This window comes from Comamonas sp. lk (assembly GCF_900564145.1).
Taxonomy (GTDB): Bacteria; Pseudomonadota; Gammaproteobacteria; order Burkholderiales; family Burkholderiaceae_C; genus Comamonas.
Window position 1 is genome coordinate 1,365,413 of sequence record NZ_UOOB01000001.1, and the last position, 14,796, is coordinate 1,380,208.

Consider the following 14,796-nt stretch of genomic DNA (forward strand, 5'->3'; position numbering starts at 1 on the left):
CCACTTTTTCCAGTGACAGGAATCCGCTGCCATGAGTTCTCAAACACCTTTTTTCTCCGCCCCGCCAACATCTAGCTCCGTGGGGCAAAGACCTGCATCCAATGCATTGGCAGGCCTGGTTCATCTGGCTTTGGTGGCAATGGCTGGCACGCTGCCGGCGGTCGCTGGAGCCCAGATCGCTGTGACGGCTCAGGCCGCGCAGCGTGACTATGTCCGGCAATTCGATGTGGCTGCAGGCCCTTTGGGGAGCGCGCTATTGAGCCTTGCCAGTCAGGCTGGGGTGAGCCTCAGTCTGGATATGGGCAAGGTGCGCGAGCGCCAGAGCGCGGGACTCAAGGGGACAATGTCTTTGGAGCAAGGCTTTGAGCGCTTGTTGCAAGGCTCGGGCCTGAAGGCGCGCAGGGTGGGTGATGGCAGCTATGCGTTGGAACCTGCTTCCCGCACGGAGGTGGAGGCTTCGGCTGCGGCGACTGCAGCCCTGGGCAACACAGTAGCTGCTGATGCACACACCATGCAGGAGGTACTGGTTTCGGCTCGTACCCAGGGCAATCTGACCCCGCCCGTGCGCCAGGTAACGACGCTTGAGCGCGAGGAGATCGAAACCCTGCGCCAGGGATCGGACAGCCTGGCGACCTTGCTGAGCAAGGCTGTCCCCGGCATGGCTGATTCAAGTCACGCCATCACCGACTATGGGCAAACGCTGCGCGGGCGCAATATGCTGGTGCTGGTTGATGGCATACCGATGAATACCAACCGCGATTCCTCGCGTAACCTGGCCAATATCAATCCTGCGGATATCGAGCAGATTGAAGTGCTGCGCGGCAGCAGTGCCATTTATGGCAGCGGTGCAGCAGGTGGCATTGTGTCCATCCGCACGCGCAGGCCTTCGGGCGAGACCTATGCGGAAACCACGGTCACCGGTGTGGCGCCACTGTCGCGCTTGGGGGCATCGGGCCTTGGCGCAGAGGTGCAGCACTACATGTCCGGCGGCAACGATGTCGTGGACTATTCCGTGAGCCTGGGCGCAAAGCATGTGGGCGCTTCCTTTGATGCCAAAGGTGATCGCATTGCGCCAGAGCCCAGCCAGGGCGATCTGTTTGACTCCAATATTCACAGTCTATCGGGCAAGATCGGTTTCAAGCTTGACGCAAGCCAGCGCCTGCAGCTCTCGGCCAGTCACCATGACGCCAAGCAATCCTCGGACTATGGATCGGACCCGTCGGTAGCGCGCTTGCCCGCGGGTAGCGCTACAGCAAAGGCCATCAAGGGTTTGCAGCTGGCAGATCAAAATCGTGTCAAGAATTCCATGCTGGGGCTGGACTACGAGCACAAAGATCTGGCCGGCAGCACACTGGCTGCGCAGCTCTATTACCGGGATTTCTTTGCGCGCTTTGCGCCGTTTGATGCGCGGGCCGTGTCGGTGCGCGGTGGCAATGTCGATCAAACCATGCAGAACTCCAATGTGCTGGGCGGGCGTCTGACGATCAAGACACCGCTGGGTTCGAGCCAGAAAAGTCTGTTGATCTGGGGCGCGGACTTCAATCAAGAGCGCTCCGACATGCCTATCGACATCTTTGATCCCAAGGTCTACGACGCCAGTGCCGGCATGGTGTTCAACAAAATTGGCCGTCTGACTTATATGCCCCGGGTGACGACGCGCAGTCTGGGGGCATTTGCGCAGCTGCAGCACCGCTTCTCCGATCAATGGTCGGCGGAGGGTGGTGTGCGTTATGACAAGGCAAGCGCCAGCTTTGGCGACTTTGTACCGCTGTCACAGTCACGCGTGGCCAATCCGGCCACGGTGCGGGGCGGCACGGTGAGCTATGGCGACTGGACTTTCAATGCGGGAGCAGTATTCACACCGGTTCAGGGGCAGGAGATTTATGGCTCGTACAGCCAGGGTTTTGAGCTTCCGGATATCGGGATTCAGGTGCGCAATGCGACGCCCAGCTTCAATCTTGGCAACTCGCTGCTGCAGTCGGTGAAGACCGATACGGTGGAGCTGGGCTGGCGCGGGCGCTTTGATACTTTTCTTGCCAATCTGAGCGTATTTCAGTCCTCCTCCGATCTGGGAGCATTGCAGAGTTTCAACAATGGATTGACCTTGGCGCGTACCAAGGAAAAAGTGCATGGGCTGGAGGCCGCTGTTGACTACTTCAGCAAGGACGACAAGCTGCGAGGCGGCGGCTCGCTGACCTGGATGCGGGGGCGGGAGCAGCCTCAAGGGGCGGCCAACTATCAGGTGCTTACCGGCTACCGAATTCCACCGCTCAAGCTCACGGCCTATGTGGAGTACCGGCCTGATACCAGCTGGAGCCACCGACTGCAAGCCACCTATTACGGTTCTCGCGATTACCGTATCAATGGGGTGAACGCCTTTGGTCGCCGCGAGGTCAGCAGCTACACCACGCTGGACTTGATCAGCCGTTGGAAGATCAATGCCAAAAACAGTGTGGTGCTGGGTGTGGAAAATCTCTTGAATCGCCAGTACTACCCGCTGTACAGCCAGCTGATGCGCAGCAGCTCGAACACGAGCCGCCTGCCTGCGGCAGGTGCGGTACTCAAGGTCGGTTACACGCACACCTGGTAAGGCGGGAGAGGCGTAGGTGCGTAACTGTCAGTGCATGCTGCGCCGATCCAGGGGCTGGTGATACCCGCATTTCTGATACGGGCGTGCGCGACAGCAAGCGCTTCGTCTGTATCGCCAGGCCGAGTTCGTAGCGCTTGAGACGCCGCGCAGCACGCCGATGATGGCAAGTCGCGCCGCATGGATACTCCTGTCGTGTGAATACCTACTAGGGTTTACCCATGGCGTTTTTCATAAATTTGACGGCCGTCCTTTATGAGAATCCAGCGCTTCTAAAAGAGACTGAAAGCGTTACCTCATGACAACTCACGTCAATATGGAGGAGACCCGCACGGCCCGTTTTGCAATGCGCTGCGCGAGCTGGGCGGAAAAGTGGTTCCCTGATTCCTGGGTGTTTGCCGTGGCCGGCATTGCCATCGTGGTGCTGGCCGCATTTGCGATCGGCGCGCCTGTGCAGGAAACCAGCAAGGCCTTTGGCAAGGGTTTCTGGAGCCTGATCCCCTTCACCATGCAGATGGCCTTTGTGGTGATTGGCGGCTATGTGGTGGCCAGTTCCAAGCCCGCATCCAAGCTGATCCAATCGCTGGCCCGCGTTCCAGGCAATGGCCGCCAGGCCGTGGCCTGGGTGGCTTTTGTGTCCCTGACGGCATCACTGCTTAACTGGGGCCTGAGCCTGGTGTTTGGCGGTCTGCTGGTCAAAGCGCTGGCACGTCGCACCGATATCAAGATGGACTACCGTGCTGCGGGCGCCGCCGTCTATCTGGGCCTGGGTGCCGTGTGGGCGCTGGGCATTTCTTCGTCGGCAGCGCAGCTGCAGGCCAATGCCGCCAGCCTGCCGCCCGGCATTCTGGCGATTACGGGTGTGATTCCGTTCACGCAGACCATTTTTCTGTGGCAGTCGGGTGTGCTGCTGGGCGTGTTGATGGTGATCTCCATCGTCGTGGCCTATATGACGGCGCCTGGCGAGAAGACGGCGCGCGATGCGGCCCAGTGTGAGGTGGATATCAGCGACGAGGCGGTGCACAAGCAGTCCAAGCCTACCCGTCCCGGTGAATGGCTGGAGCACAGCCCGATTCTCATCCTCTTGCTGGTGGCGCTGACCGTGGGCTGGATGGCGGAAGAGTTCTCCAGCAAGCCTTTCATCCAGGCGATTTCGGGGCTGAACACCTACAACCTGATTTTCCTGATGGCCGGAGCCTTGCTGCACTGGCGCCCCCGTAGCTTTCTGGATGCCGTGGCCCGCGCCGTGCCCACCACCACCGGTGTGATGATCCAGTTCCCGCTGTACGGCGCGATTGCGGCCATCATGACCGAAGTCAAGGGCGCGGAGGGTGCGAGCATTGCCCACCATATCTCCACCTTCTTCACCAACTTCGCCACGCACGACACCTATGCCGTGCTCATGGGCGTGTACTCGGCCGTGCTGGGCTTTTTCCTGCCCTCGGGCGGCGGCAAATGGATTGTCGAAGCACCGTATGTGATGCAGGTGGCGAATGATTTGCAGTACCACCTGGGCTGGGCCGTGCAGATCTACAACGCGGCCGAAGCGCTGCCCAATCTGATCAACCCCTTCTACATGCTGCCGCTGCTGGGTGTGCTGGGCCTGAAGGCGCGTGATCTGATCGGCTTCAACTTCGTGCAATTGCTGGTGCATGCGCCGGTGGTGCTGTTCCTGTTATGGTTCCTTGGTCAGACCCTGAGCTATATCCCACCCGTAATGCCATGACCGAAACTGCCGATTCGCCTTCCACTGAAATCAACCCCGAGATCAGCTCCCGCACGCGCAAGGCGCTGGCCGAGGCGCGCGAGCGCGGTGTCAAGCTGGGCACGGCCGGGGCGGCGAATATCCGAGCCACGGTGGAAAAACGTAAATCGGCAGCCGATGCCTTTGCCAGGCAGCATGAGGCGCTGTTTGCCGAACTGCTGCAACAAGGCCTGACCCACCGGGCCATGGCAGCCGAACTCAATGTCCGCGGCATTGCGGCCGCCAAGGGCGGGGAGTGGACCCACGGCCAGGTGCAGCGCATTCTGAACCGCTATGCGGACTGGAAGAGCGCCGGCTCGGGCAGCGAATAATCGGCGCTGCGGCGCCAGAGGCAAAAAAGCCGTGCAGCTCCTGCTGCACGGCTTTTATTTTGATAGCCGTCAGCGCTTGTTCAACAAGGGTTGGAGGCTGATTTCTCTTTAATCTTCACCGTTCTCGGGCAGCTGGGGTGCGCGCCATTCCAGCAACTCGGCCATGCGCTGCACAATCCAGCCGGCCTCGCCGGGGCTGACTACCGAGTCCTGGACTGCCAGACCGGCATGCATGCCCAGCAGCACCTGCTCCTCGGACGAGTTACCCGAGTGATAAAGCGTCTGTGCCTGCTCTGTCAGATGGCTGGCCAGGTCTTCGCACAGCTCGTAGCGCGCCACGACCTCGGCAATCGGTGCGGACAGCTTGCCGCTGCGTGTGCGAAACAGTTCGGCAAAACTGGGTGGCGGCTGGATCTGGCTGGTGTCGTCCATGGCTGCAATGCCTCAATCGGGTTCAAACAGGCGCTCAAAGCGGGCCAGGTCTTCGGCCAGCTCGCAAGTCACCAGGTGGCCCGATTTGCCGTCGGCCACGCGGTGGGCAGAAAACAGCGTGGCCTTGCCTTTGAAGTTGTAGTCGGGCAGGTAAATGATGGCGTAGGGGTGGGGCACGAAGACCTGGAACTCAAAAATGATCCGGTGCTCGTTGCGCGGTGACGGATAGAGCGTGTAGGTGGGCGTGTTGATTGTTTGGGTGACCATGGCTCTGGCTTTATGGGCGTGAAGGAGTCGCGGCGAGGGCAGTGGCTGCCTGCTCTGTGCGTTATCCGTCATCCTAATGCTCTCCCGCCTCCCCTGCTGGCCTGCGACAATGCAGGCATGACTGCTACCCGTGTATCCATTCAGACCCAGGACTTTGACCTCAGTGCCGAAATCGCCGTCTTGCGTGCCGGCGATGCGCGCGTAGGCGCGGTTTGCAGCTTTGTGGGCACGGTGCGGGACCGCAACGAGGGCGATGCCGTCTCCAGCATGGAGCTGGAGCATTACCCTGGCATGACCGAGAAAAGCATAGAGGCCATCATCGACAAGGCCGTGCTGCGTTTTGATATCTACGGCGCCAAGGTCATTCACCGCATCGGCTTGTTGCAACCCATGGAGCAGATCGTGCTGGTGGCTGTGACCTCGGCCCACCGGGGCAAGTCCTTCGAGGCCTGCGAATTCATCATGGACTTTCTCAAGTCCGAAGCGCCTTTCTGGAAGAAGGAAGAGACCCCGCAGGGCGCGCGCTGGGTGGATGCCCGCGTCAGCGATGAACAGGCGCTGGCGCGTTGGAGCTAGTCTGGGTTGCGGAGTGCGGTCGGCGTGGGGCGGTGAGGGTGTAGAATCTGCAATTCTATGAATAATCTGGCTCTAGCCCTTATGTATCAAGCGCATTCAGCTACGATTTCTGAAGTGTCAGCCCCGCCATCCAGCGCGGCGGCTTGAAGACCAGCACATTGCCGGCCATCACCAGGGCCAGACCCAGCAGGCCGCTGCCCGTCCAGGCATAGCCCTCGACCAGGGCCGAGATATTGAGTGCCACGATGGGAAACAGTACCGTGGCATAGGCGGCTTTCTCGGGGCCGAGTCGGCCCACCAGTGTCAGATAGGCGGTAAAGGCAATCACCGAGCCGGGAAGCGCCAGATACAGCAGCGCGGCTGTGTAGCCGGGACGGGTGTCGAATGTCCACGGCAGGCCTGCCATCAGCGCATAGACCGCCAGCAGCAGCGTGCCCGCTAGCATGCCCCAGGCATTGGTCTGCAGCGGCTTGTAGCCCAGCTTCTGCAGCGAGGCAGAGAGCATGTTGCCGCAAGAAAAGCATAGCGTTCCGCCCAGAGCCCAGGCCAGACCCTGCCAGCTGGCGTGCTGACCCTGGGCCAGCTCGGGCCAGAACAGAATGACCAGACCCGCCAGCCCCAGGCTGCTGCCGGCCAGCACATGGGGTGCCAGCCTGCGGCCATAGATCAGTCGGGCCAGCAGTGCGTTCCAGATGCTGGCGCTGGAAAAGACCACGGCGGCGAGGCCGCTGGTCAGCGTCTCGCTGGCGTGCATGAAGCAGACAAAGTTCAGACTGAAAAGGCATAGACCCTGTGCCAGTACCCGCGGCACGGCCGGGCCGCGCGGCACTTTCCATTGGCGGCTCAGGGCGAGCCAGGCAAACAGAACCAGGGCGGCTAGGCCAAAGCGGTAGGCAATCGAGATCTCAATGGGCACGCTGCCCAGCTGCATTTTCAGCGCGATCCAGGTGGAGCCCCAGATCAGCACGACCAGGGCATACAAAGGCAACATCATGGCTTTCTCGGCAATCACAAGATGCTGGCCATGATGCGCGGCGGCCTGGTTGCGGCATTGCATATTCCTGCGGTTTTGTGGCGCTGCAAGCCGGGATGGACAGGCCTGGTTGAAGAGCTGGGACACAATGGGCCATGTGCGCCCCCGCCTTGCAGCCCGTCTCCCGACCACAGCAACAGCATCTTTGCCAGGTGCTGGCGCAGTCGCAGGCGCAGCTGCAGCGGCAGGCACAGCTGACCCAATCGCTGCAACTGGCGGTCTGGGCCAATCGTGATGACGAGGTGGTCTATAGCCGGCAAAGCCATCACACGCTCAGCGTGTATCTGGCGGGCGGCAAGGGCTCGCAACTCAAGGGCGATGCGGATGCGCGCGGTGAGGCCGGGCGCTTTTGCATTTTTCCGGCGCAGCATGAATCGTCATGGCTGGTGCGCGAACCGGTGCGCTTTCTGCATCTCTACATCTCGGATCAGGCCTGGGCCGAGCGCGTGGTGCGCCTGCTCGATGCCGAGCCGCGCAGCCATGCACCAACACCGCAAATCTATGCCCAGGATGCCGCTTATCTGCGCTGGGCGCAGACGCTGGATGCGCTGGACTGGAGCGATGCAGCCAGCTGGCTGCGGGCCGATACGCTGAGTCAGCAGGTGCTGGACAGCCTGGTGCTGCAATCGGCCACGCCCCAGCGCAGGCAGGCCGCGCTCAGAGTGGCTGGCGGTCTGTCTTCGCTGGCGCGCCGCCGGGTGCTGGACTATGTTGAGGCACATCTGGCGGACAGCAAGGCGCTGACGCTGCAGGCTCTGGCCGGGGTGGCCTGTCTGTCGGAGTTTCACTTTGCCCGCATGTTTCACCAGAGCATGGGCTGCACCGTTCATGACTGGGTGCTGCAGCGCAGGCTGGGCCGGGCACGCAGCTTGCTGGCGGCATCGGGATGCAGGCCGACGCTGGCCCGAGTGGCGGAGGAGACGGGTTTTTCCAGCGCCAGTCACCTGCTGCGCAGCTTTCGCACGCATTTGGGCATGACTCCTACGCAGTTTTCCCGGCTGCAGCAGGATGCTTGACGGGCGCTGGTGTGCCGCGATGGATGGCCTTTGATCTGGCGCAAGCCGGAGACTTTGTTGCAGGCGCAGACCTTGAAAATCTCCGCTATGTGCTTAGATTATGAGCAATGAATCTGTTATGGAGTGGAGACCCACACTATGCGAATTGACAAACTGACTACCAAATTTCAAGAAGCTTTGGCCGATGCGCAGTCGCTTGCGCTGGGCGCCGATCAATCCACCATTGACCCTCTGCATCTGCTGGTCGCCATGCTGCGCCAGCCCGACGGTCCGTCCGCGCTGCTGCAGCGTGCAGGCTGCAATGTGCAGCAACTCAAGAGCTCGGCCGAGAAGGCCATGGCCGATCTGCCGCGCGTGCAGCAGCAAGGCGACGTGCAAGTGGGCTCGGAGCTGGCCCGTCTGCTGCAGGCCACCGACAAGGAAGCCATGAAGCGTGGCGACCAGTTCATCGCCAGCGAGCTGTTCTTGCTGGCCCTGGCCGATGGCGCGGGCTCGTCCAGCCGTGCAGGCGCTTTGCTCAAGGAAAGCGGTGTCAGCCGCTCCAGTCTGGAGTCGGCCATTGATGCCGTGCGCGGTGGGCAGAACGTGGACAGCGCAGAAGCCGAAGGCCAGCGCGAAGCCCTCAAAAAATACACCCTGGACCTGACCGAGCGTGCCCGCAGCGGCAAGCTTGATCCCGTGATCGGCCGCGACGATGAGATCCGTCGGGCCATTCAGGTGCTGCAACGCCGCAGCAAGAACAATCCCGTGCTGATCGGTGAGCCCGGCGTGGGTAAGACCGCAATCGTGGAAGGTCTGGCCCAGCGCATTGTGGCCGGTGAAGTACCTGAATCCCTGAAGAATAAGCGCGTGCTGTCGCTGGATATGGCGGGCCTGCTGGCCGGTGCCAAGTATCGCGGTGATTTTGAAGAGCGCCTCAAATCCGTGCTCAAGGAAGTCTCGCAGGACGAAGGCCGGATCATTCTTTTCATCGACGAAATTCACACCATGGTAGGCGCCGGCAAGGCCGACGGAGCCATGGACGCAGGCAATATGCTCAAGCCCGCCCTGGCGCGTGGCGAGCTGCACTGCGTGGGCGCCACCACGCTGGACGAGTACCGCAAGTACATTGAAAAAGACGCGGCGCTGGAGCGGCGCTTCCAGAAGGTGATGGTCAACGAGCCTTCGGTGGAAGACACGATTGCCATCTTGCGCGGTCTGCAGGTCAAGTACGAAAGCCACCACAACGTGGACATTACCGACCCCGCCATCGTGGCTGCGGCCGAGCTGTCGCACCGCTATATCACCGACCGTTTTCTGCCGGACAAGGCCATCGACCTGATTGACGAGGCTGCGGCCAAGATCAAGATCGAGATGGACTCCAAGCCCGAGGTCATGGACAAGCTCGAGCGCCGCATGATTCAGCTCAAGATCGAGCGCGAAGCCATGAAGAAGGAAAAGGACGAGGCTTCGCAAAAGCGTCTGGCCTTGATCGAGGAAGAACTCGAGAATCTGGAGCGTGAATACGCCGATCTGGAAGAGGTCTGGACTTCGGAGAAGGCCAGCGCCCAGGGTTCGGAGCAGATCCGCAAGGAGATCGACCAGATCCGCGTGCAGATCGAGGAATTCAAGCGCAAAGGTGATTTCAACAAGGTGGCCGAGCTGCAATACGGCAAGCTGCCTGCTCTGGAAAAGCAGTTGCATGAAGCCCAGAACGAAGAGGAAGGCGGCAGCAAGCCCGCCAACCAGCTGCTGCGCACGCAAGTCGGTGCCGAGGAAATTGCCGAGGTGGTCAGCCGTGCCACCGGTATTCCCGTGGCCAAGATGATGCAGGGCGAAAAAGACAAGCTGCTGCGCATGGAAGACAAGCTGCACGAGCGTGTGGTGGGCCAGGAGGAGGCGATCTCTGCCGTGGCCAATGCCATCCGCCGTTCGCGCTCGGGTCTGTCCGATCCGAATCGCCCCACAGGCTCCTTCCTGTTCCTGGGCCCTACCGGCGTGGGCAAGACCGAGCTGTGCAAGGCGCTGGCAGGCTTTATGTTCGACAGCGAAGACCATCTGGTGCGCATCGACATGAGCGAATTCATGGAAAAGCACTCTGTGGCACGTCTGATTGGTGCGCCACCAGGCTATGTGGGCTACGAGGAGGGCGGCTACCTGACGGAAGCCGTGCGCCGCAAGCCCTATAGCGTGCTGCTGCTCGACGAGGTGGAAAAAGCCCACCCCGATGTCTTCAATGTGCTGCTGCAGGTGCTCGACGATGGCCGCTTGACCGATGGTCAGGGTCGCACGGTGGACTTCAAGAACACCGTGATCGTGATGACCAGCAACATTGGTTCACATTTGATTCAGGCCATGGTGGGCCAGGACGCCGATGACATCAAAGAAGCGGTGTGGGGGGAACTTAAAACCCATTTCCGACCCGAATTCTTGAATCGCATCGACGAGACCGTGGTCTTCCATGCGCTGGACGCACGCAATATCGAGGCTATTGCCAGAATTCAGCTCAAACTGCTGGAGCGTCGTCTGGAGAAAATGGATCTGGGCATTCAGGTGTCCGAGCAGGCTCTGGCCGAGTTGGCCAAGGTTGGCTTCGATCCCGTGTTCGGTGCCCGTCCGCTCAAGCGTGCGATTCAACAGCGTATTGAAAATCCGCTGTCCAAGTTGTTACTTGAAGGCAAATTTCTGCCCAAGAGTACCATCTCGGTACATGTGGACCCGGTCACTGCGCCCGGGGTATTCAGGTTCGAGGCCGCAGGCACTGCCTGAGCTTCTTGAGCAATAGAAAGGTTTTGCTTTGAACGATTTCGCCACCACCGCTACCCGTTGGGCCATCCGCATCGTGCTGATGCTGGTGGGTCTGGTGTTCTTTCTGTGCCTGATGGCAGTGGCCGGCTCGCTGGCGCTGCTCTGGGGCTTGCGTGCCCTGTGGGCCAGGCTCACCGGTCAGCCCATCATGCCCATGAGCATGGGCGGCATGAGCCCGTTTGCCGGCTGGCAGACGGTATACCGCTCGGGTGCCGAGTGGATGGCGCAATCGTCGGGCAAGGCCTCTGCGGCTGAAGAACGCGATTCACGCTCGCGTCGTGGCGTGTTGCCGGGCGCCGGTGACGTGACCGACGTGCAGCCACGCGAAGTGCACGAGTCGTAATGACAAGGCCGTCTGCAGCCCTCATACTGGGTTGCAGACGGCCTCTCATTCGTACCAAGGAGTCTGAATGCTGTATGCATCAGGCTCTTTTTTTACGCCGTGTTTACGCAGTCTCAGGCTATGGTTGAGGCTGTGATTAAAGAGCTTTTCAGACAGGCATGAACTACATGGACTTGCACCGCATTTTTGACCTGCAATACCAAGCCAGCCGCGCGCAGGTGGACGTGCCCATTTTGGTGCGCCGCGAGCGCCTGCTGCGCTTGCAAAAAATGCTGGTGGAAAGCGGTGCCGAGCTGTCAGCTGCCGTGCAGGCTGACTTTGGCGTGCGCTCCGAGCGCTGGACGGAGATGCTTGACCTGATGCTGGTGCGCAACATGCTCAAGCACACGCTCAAGCATCTGGGGGTGTGGTCCAGGCGCCAGCGCGTGCGTACTCCGCTGATGCTGCAGCCGGGCAAGGCCTGGGTCGAGCGCCAGCCCCTGGGGGTGGTGGGCATCATCGCGCCCTGGAATTATCCGGTGCAGCTGTCGCTGGCACCGGCCATCACTGCGCTGGCTGCGGGCAACCGCGTCATGCTCAAGCCCAGCGAGCTGACGCCGCATACCTCGGCCAAGATGGCCGAGCTGGTGGCCCGTTTTTTTGCCCCCGACGAATTCTGTGTGATCCAGGGCGATACGGGTGTTGCCACGCAATTCTCGGGTCTGCAGTTCGACCATCTGCTGTTTACCGGCTCCACGGCCGTAGGGCGCCGCGTGGCCCAGGCGGCGGCGGTGCATCTGACGCCCACCACGCTGGAGCTGGGTGGCAAGTCGCCTTGCATACTCTCGCAAAGCTGCGATATGCAGGAAGTCGCGCTCAAGATTGCCTATGGCAAGCTGATCAATGCAGGCCAGACCTGTATTGCGCCCGACTATGTGCTGCTGCCGCGCGGACAGGAGCAGGCGTTTGCCGAGGCCTTCAGGGCCGCGGTGCAAAAGCTCTATCCCTCGATCTCGGGCAACCCGGATTACACGGCCATCATCAGCAAACGCCATCTGGCGCGCTTGAAGCAGATGCTGCGCCAGGCCCAGAGCCTGGGGGCGCAGGTGCACTGGATGCACGAGGCGGCGGCGCCTGCGGCCGAAGGTGATGCCACGAGCTGGGGCGAGGCCGTGGAGCGCCAGCTGGCGCCGGCGCTGGTGTTTGGCACTACGGGGCAGATGCAGTTGATGCAAGAGGAAATCTTTGGCCCCATCCTGCCGGTGATCTCATACGAACACATCGAGGATGTGATCAATGCCATCAACGCCAGTCCCAGGCCTTTGGCCCTGTACTGGTTTGGCAACAACGAGACCGAGCGCGATGCGGTGCTGGCCCGCACCGTCAGCGGCGGTGTCTGCGTGAACGATACCTTGCTGCATGTGGCTCACGACAATCTGCCGTTTGGCGGCGTGGGCGATAGCGGCTGGGGTGCCTACCATTCGGAGCAAGGCTTTTTGCGCTTTACGCACCAGAAAGCCGTCTTTGTGCAGTCGCGCTGGGCCGCCACGTCCCTGCTTTATCCACCTTTTGGCGAGAAATTCGATCGCGTGATGGATTTCATGCGCCGTTGGTTTTAGCCGGATTTGGGTGGCAGGGCGCGCGGCATCAGCTTGCCGCGGGGCAACTTCCGCATCGTCCATGACGGCGATAGAGCGGGTTGCAGGTGTTTGGATTTTGTATCAAATATCAAGCAAACCCTTGATGGGCTTGTGCTAGCTGCTTCATTTTGGTGAGCGCATAGCACATCGTTTGCCCTGGGGCAAGAGTTTACGGACAGCCGTACTTGCGCGCATGGCTTACTGCCATGGCGCGTACTTAAAAATGGAATCCGTAGACAATTGCGGCCTTCCTATTCTCACATGTTTACGTCCCGGTTTTTCCATGTCTAGTATCCAGGTTCGTCCCGCCACTCTTCGCGATGCAAAAGCGATTGCCCAGATCCATACTGCTTCCGCACTGGAGGCTTACCGTGGGCTGATCCCCGACGACCAGTTGAAGTCCATGTCGTCTGTTGAAAAGCGTCAGGCTTACTGGCGCGAAGCCATTGAATTTTGCGAACCCCAGGTTCAGGTTGCCATCGAAGGCGACAAGATCGTCGGTTTCGTCGGTTTTGACCGCTCACGCGATGAGAAATCTCGCCAGACCACCGGTGAGATTTGGGCAATCTATGCCTCTCCCGCTCACTGGAGCCAAGGTGTTGGCATCGCCCTGTGGGATGCCGCCCGCGATGGTCTGCTGGAAGAAGGCTGCACCAACGTGACCGCCTGGATCCCGCTGCGCAACGAGCGTGCCCTGCGTTTCCACGAAATGGCAGGCTTCAAGCGCGAAATGTCTACCGCCAAGACAGCTGTCATCGGCAGCATCAAGATCGAAGAAGTGCGCGTCAAGCGCCCTCTCAACGGCTAAACGCTCTCTCTTTCGTTCGCCGTTTCTCACAAGGTAAGGCCGTGAATTCAGATACATCCTCTTCCCTGGCCTTTACCTTGTTGCAGTGGCAAGGTCTTGATCAAACACATCAGGCCCTGTGGCGCACCCAAAGTGCCATGCCGCAGCCCAAGCGTCTGCAACTGGCCGACGACACTTTGTCCGCCCAGGCGGCTTACAAGCTCATCTGTGAAGGCTCGGCCCTGGTTTGGCGCGGCGATTTTCACAATGCCCGCCAGCTGATGCTGGCGCTGAGCCGTAGGCTGGAGCGTGCTCCACGCAAGAACACCAAGGCTGCCAGCGCCCCCGCGGCCGTTTTCCCCCACGCGTTTCATTTGCACCGCCAGGCTCAGGCCCAGCGCTCGCGTCTGCTGTCCAGCATTCTGATCGAGCTGGATGCGCAGTGGCATTGCGCCCTGCGCCGTGCGCCGGACTGGAGCGAAGCCTGTGCCGAAGCCTGGGGCCCGGTACCGGCCAAGGCCGGAGCCAAGACGGTGCTGATCCCCTTGCGCGAACTGCTGGGCGCCGTGGGCGCCCATGAATGGCGCAAGGCGGGCGTGGAGATTGCTGCTCTGGGCAAGAATGCCCGCATCCATGCGCAGTACGGTGTGTTCTCGCCCGTGCGCGGCGAGTATCTGGATCTGGTGGCCAAAGCGGAAATTCCGGCTGCCGGCAAGGCCGTGGCCTGGGATATCGGCGTGGGCACCGGCGTGCTGTCAGCCCTGCTGCTCAAGCGCGGAGTGCAGAAAGTGGTGGCCACGGACATGAGCGAGCGCGCTCTGGCCTGCGCCAAGGACAATCTGAAGCGCCTGGGATTGAGTGCCCGGGCAGAGCTTCTGCAGGCCGATCTGTTCCCTCAGGGCCAAAGCGGTTTGATTGTCTGCAACCCGCCCTGGCTGCCAGGCAAGGCCGCATCGCTGCTGGATCAAGCCATTTATGACGAAGACAGCCGCATGCTGCGCGGCTTTTTGCAAGGTCTGCGTGGACATTTGCTGCCTGGCGGCGAAGGCTGGCTGATCTTGTCCGATCTGGCCGAGCACCTGAAACTGCGCACACGCGAAAGCCTGCTGGCCTGGATAGATGAAGCCGGTCTTGAGGTGCTGGGACGTGACGATATACGCCCCCGCCATGGCAAGGTGCAGGACAGGGAAGATCCGCTGCATGCGGCCCGCGCGGCGGAAGTGACTTCGCTGTGGCGACTGGCGGCCAAGCGCTGAGCAGGGCCTGAAATCGG

At 61.0% G+C, this 14,796-nt stretch carries 13 protein-coding genes; 10 read left to right on the forward strand and 3 right to left on the reverse strand.

What is annotated here, in order from left to right; genetic code table 11:
• Positions 1-31 precede the first annotated feature (31 nt).
• The 3 genes from EAO39_RS06085 to EAO39_RS06095 all read left to right on the forward strand — a co-directional run bounded on the left by EAO39_RS06085 (position 32) and on the right by EAO39_RS06095 (position 4,663).
• Positions 32-2,590: a TonB-dependent receptor gene (locus tag EAO39_RS06085; RefSeq protein WP_240466902.1), complete on the forward strand. Its 2,559-nt coding sequence runs from the start codon at positions 32-34 to the stop codon at positions 2,588-2,590.
• A 295-nt stretch (positions 2,591-2,885) separates the two neighbouring features.
• Positions 2,886-4,313: a TIGR00366 family protein gene (locus EAO39_RS06090; protein ID WP_120966617.1), complete on the forward strand. Its 1,428-nt coding sequence runs from the start codon at positions 2,886-2,888 to the stop codon at positions 4,311-4,313.
• Complete coding sequence (locus tag EAO39_RS06095; protein ID WP_120966618.1) at positions 4,310-4,663, forward strand: recombinase family protein; 354 nt, start codon at positions 4,310-4,312, stop codon at positions 4,661-4,663. The genes EAO39_RS06090 and EAO39_RS06095 overlap by 4 nt, the downstream gene beginning before the upstream one ends.
• Positions 4,664-4,771: 108 nt before the next feature.
• Here EAO39_RS06095 and EAO39_RS06100 read toward each other — a convergent pair whose 3' ends face one another.
• A complete protein-coding gene (locus EAO39_RS06100; protein ID WP_120966619.1) occupies positions 4,772-5,095 on the reverse strand; it encodes a hypothetical protein in 324 nt (107 codons plus the stop codon).
• A 12-nt stretch (positions 5,096-5,107) separates the two neighbouring features.
• Positions 5,108-5,362, reverse strand: a complete 255-nt coding sequence (locus tag EAO39_RS06105) for a hypothetical protein (RefSeq protein WP_120966620.1) — start codon at positions 5,360-5,362, stop codon at positions 5,108-5,110.
• A 117-nt stretch (positions 5,363-5,479) separates the two neighbouring features.
• Here EAO39_RS06105 and moaE point away from each other — a divergent pair, with 117 nt between their 5' ends.
• The gene (gene moaE, locus EAO39_RS06110; RefSeq protein WP_120966621.1) at positions 5,480-5,938 is read left to right on the forward strand and encodes a molybdopterin synthase catalytic subunit MoaE; all 459 of its coding nucleotides are present in this window, start codon (positions 5,480-5,482) and stop codon (positions 5,936-5,938) included.
• A 100-nt stretch (positions 5,939-6,038) separates the two neighbouring features.
• Here moaE and EAO39_RS06115 read toward each other — a convergent pair whose 3' ends face one another.
• Positions 6,039-6,932, reverse strand: a complete 894-nt coding sequence (locus EAO39_RS06115) for a DMT family transporter (protein ID WP_120970757.1) — start codon at positions 6,930-6,932, stop codon at positions 6,039-6,041.
• Between the two features lie 134 nt (positions 6,933-7,066).
• Here EAO39_RS06115 and EAO39_RS06120 point away from each other — a divergent pair, with 134 nt between their 5' ends.
• The 6 genes from EAO39_RS06120 to EAO39_RS06145 all read left to right on the forward strand — a co-directional run bounded on the left by EAO39_RS06120 (position 7,067) and on the right by EAO39_RS06145 (position 14,779).
• The gene (locus EAO39_RS06120) at positions 7,067-7,987 is read left to right on the forward strand and encodes an AraC family transcriptional regulator (protein WP_120966622.1); all 921 of its coding nucleotides are present in this window, start codon (positions 7,067-7,069) and stop codon (positions 7,985-7,987) included.
• A 138-nt stretch (positions 7,988-8,125) separates the two neighbouring features.
• Positions 8,126-10,735 carry an ATP-dependent chaperone ClpB gene (gene clpB, locus EAO39_RS06125; RefSeq protein ID WP_120966623.1) on the forward strand — a complete coding sequence of 870 codons (2,610 nt, stop codon included), beginning with the start codon at positions 8,126-8,128 and terminating at the stop codon, positions 10,733-10,735.
• Positions 10,736-10,763: 28 nt separating this feature from the next.
• Positions 10,764-11,117 carry a hypothetical protein gene (locus EAO39_RS06130; RefSeq protein WP_120966624.1) on the forward strand — a complete coding sequence of 118 codons (354 nt, stop codon included), beginning with the start codon at positions 10,764-10,766 and terminating at the stop codon, positions 11,115-11,117.
• Between the two features lie 158 nt (positions 11,118-11,275).
• Positions 11,276-12,715, forward strand: coding sequence for a coniferyl aldehyde dehydrogenase (locus EAO39_RS06135; protein WP_120966625.1), 1,440 nt, complete (start codon positions 11,276-11,278; stop codon positions 12,713-12,715).
• Positions 12,716-13,019: 304 nt separating this feature from the next.
• Positions 13,020-13,544: a GNAT family N-acetyltransferase gene (locus EAO39_RS06140; protein WP_120966626.1), complete on the forward strand. Its 525-nt coding sequence runs from the start codon at positions 13,020-13,022 to the stop codon at positions 13,542-13,544.
• 137 nt (positions 13,545-13,681) lie between these two features.
• Positions 13,682-14,779: a class I SAM-dependent methyltransferase gene (locus EAO39_RS06145; protein ID WP_120970759.1), complete on the forward strand. Its 1,098-nt coding sequence runs from the start codon at positions 13,682-13,684 to the stop codon at positions 14,777-14,779.
• Positions 14,780-14,796 lie beyond the last annotated feature (17 nt).

Excerpts from the sequence above, each read along its gene's own strand:
- clpB (WP_120966623.1), top strand. The coding sequence starts at position 8,126 with ATGCGAATTGACAAACTGACTACCAAATTTCAAGAAGCTTTGGCCGAT.
- moaE (WP_120966621.1), top strand. The coding sequence starts at position 5,480 with ATGACTGCTACCCGTGTATCCATTCAGACCCAGGACTTTGACCTCAGT.
- EAO39_RS06115 (WP_120970757.1), bottom strand. The coding sequence starts at position 6,932 with ATGATGTTGCCTTTGTATGCCCTGGTCGTGCTGATCTGGGGCTCCACC.
- EAO39_RS06085 (WP_240466902.1), top strand. The coding sequence starts at position 32 with ATGAGTTCTCAAACACCTTTTTTCTCCGCCCCGCCAACATCTAGCTCC.
- EAO39_RS06145 (WP_120970759.1), top strand. The coding sequence starts at position 13,682 with ATGCCGCAGCCCAAGCGTCTGCAACTGGCCGACGACACTTTGTCCGCC.
- EAO39_RS06100 (WP_120966619.1), bottom strand. The coding sequence starts at position 5,095 with ATGGACGACACCAGCCAGATCCAGCCGCCACCCAGTTTTGCCGAACTG.
- EAO39_RS06135 (WP_120966625.1), top strand. The coding sequence starts at position 11,276 with ATGAACTACATGGACTTGCACCGCATTTTTGACCTGCAATACCAAGCC.
- EAO39_RS06140 (WP_120966626.1), top strand. The coding sequence starts at position 13,020 with ATGTCTAGTATCCAGGTTCGTCCCGCCACTCTTCGCGATGCAAAAGCG.
- EAO39_RS06120 (WP_120966622.1), top strand. The coding sequence starts at position 7,067 with ATGTGCGCCCCCGCCTTGCAGCCCGTCTCCCGACCACAGCAACAGCAT.
- EAO39_RS06090 (WP_120966617.1), top strand. The coding sequence starts at position 2,886 with ATGACAACTCACGTCAATATGGAGGAGACCCGCACGGCCCGTTTTGCA.
- EAO39_RS06095 (WP_120966618.1), top strand. The coding sequence starts at position 4,310 with ATGACCGAAACTGCCGATTCGCCTTCCACTGAAATCAACCCCGAGATC.
- EAO39_RS06105 (WP_120966620.1), bottom strand. The coding sequence starts at position 5,362 with ATGGTCACCCAAACAATCAACACGCCCACCTACACGCTCTATCCGTCA.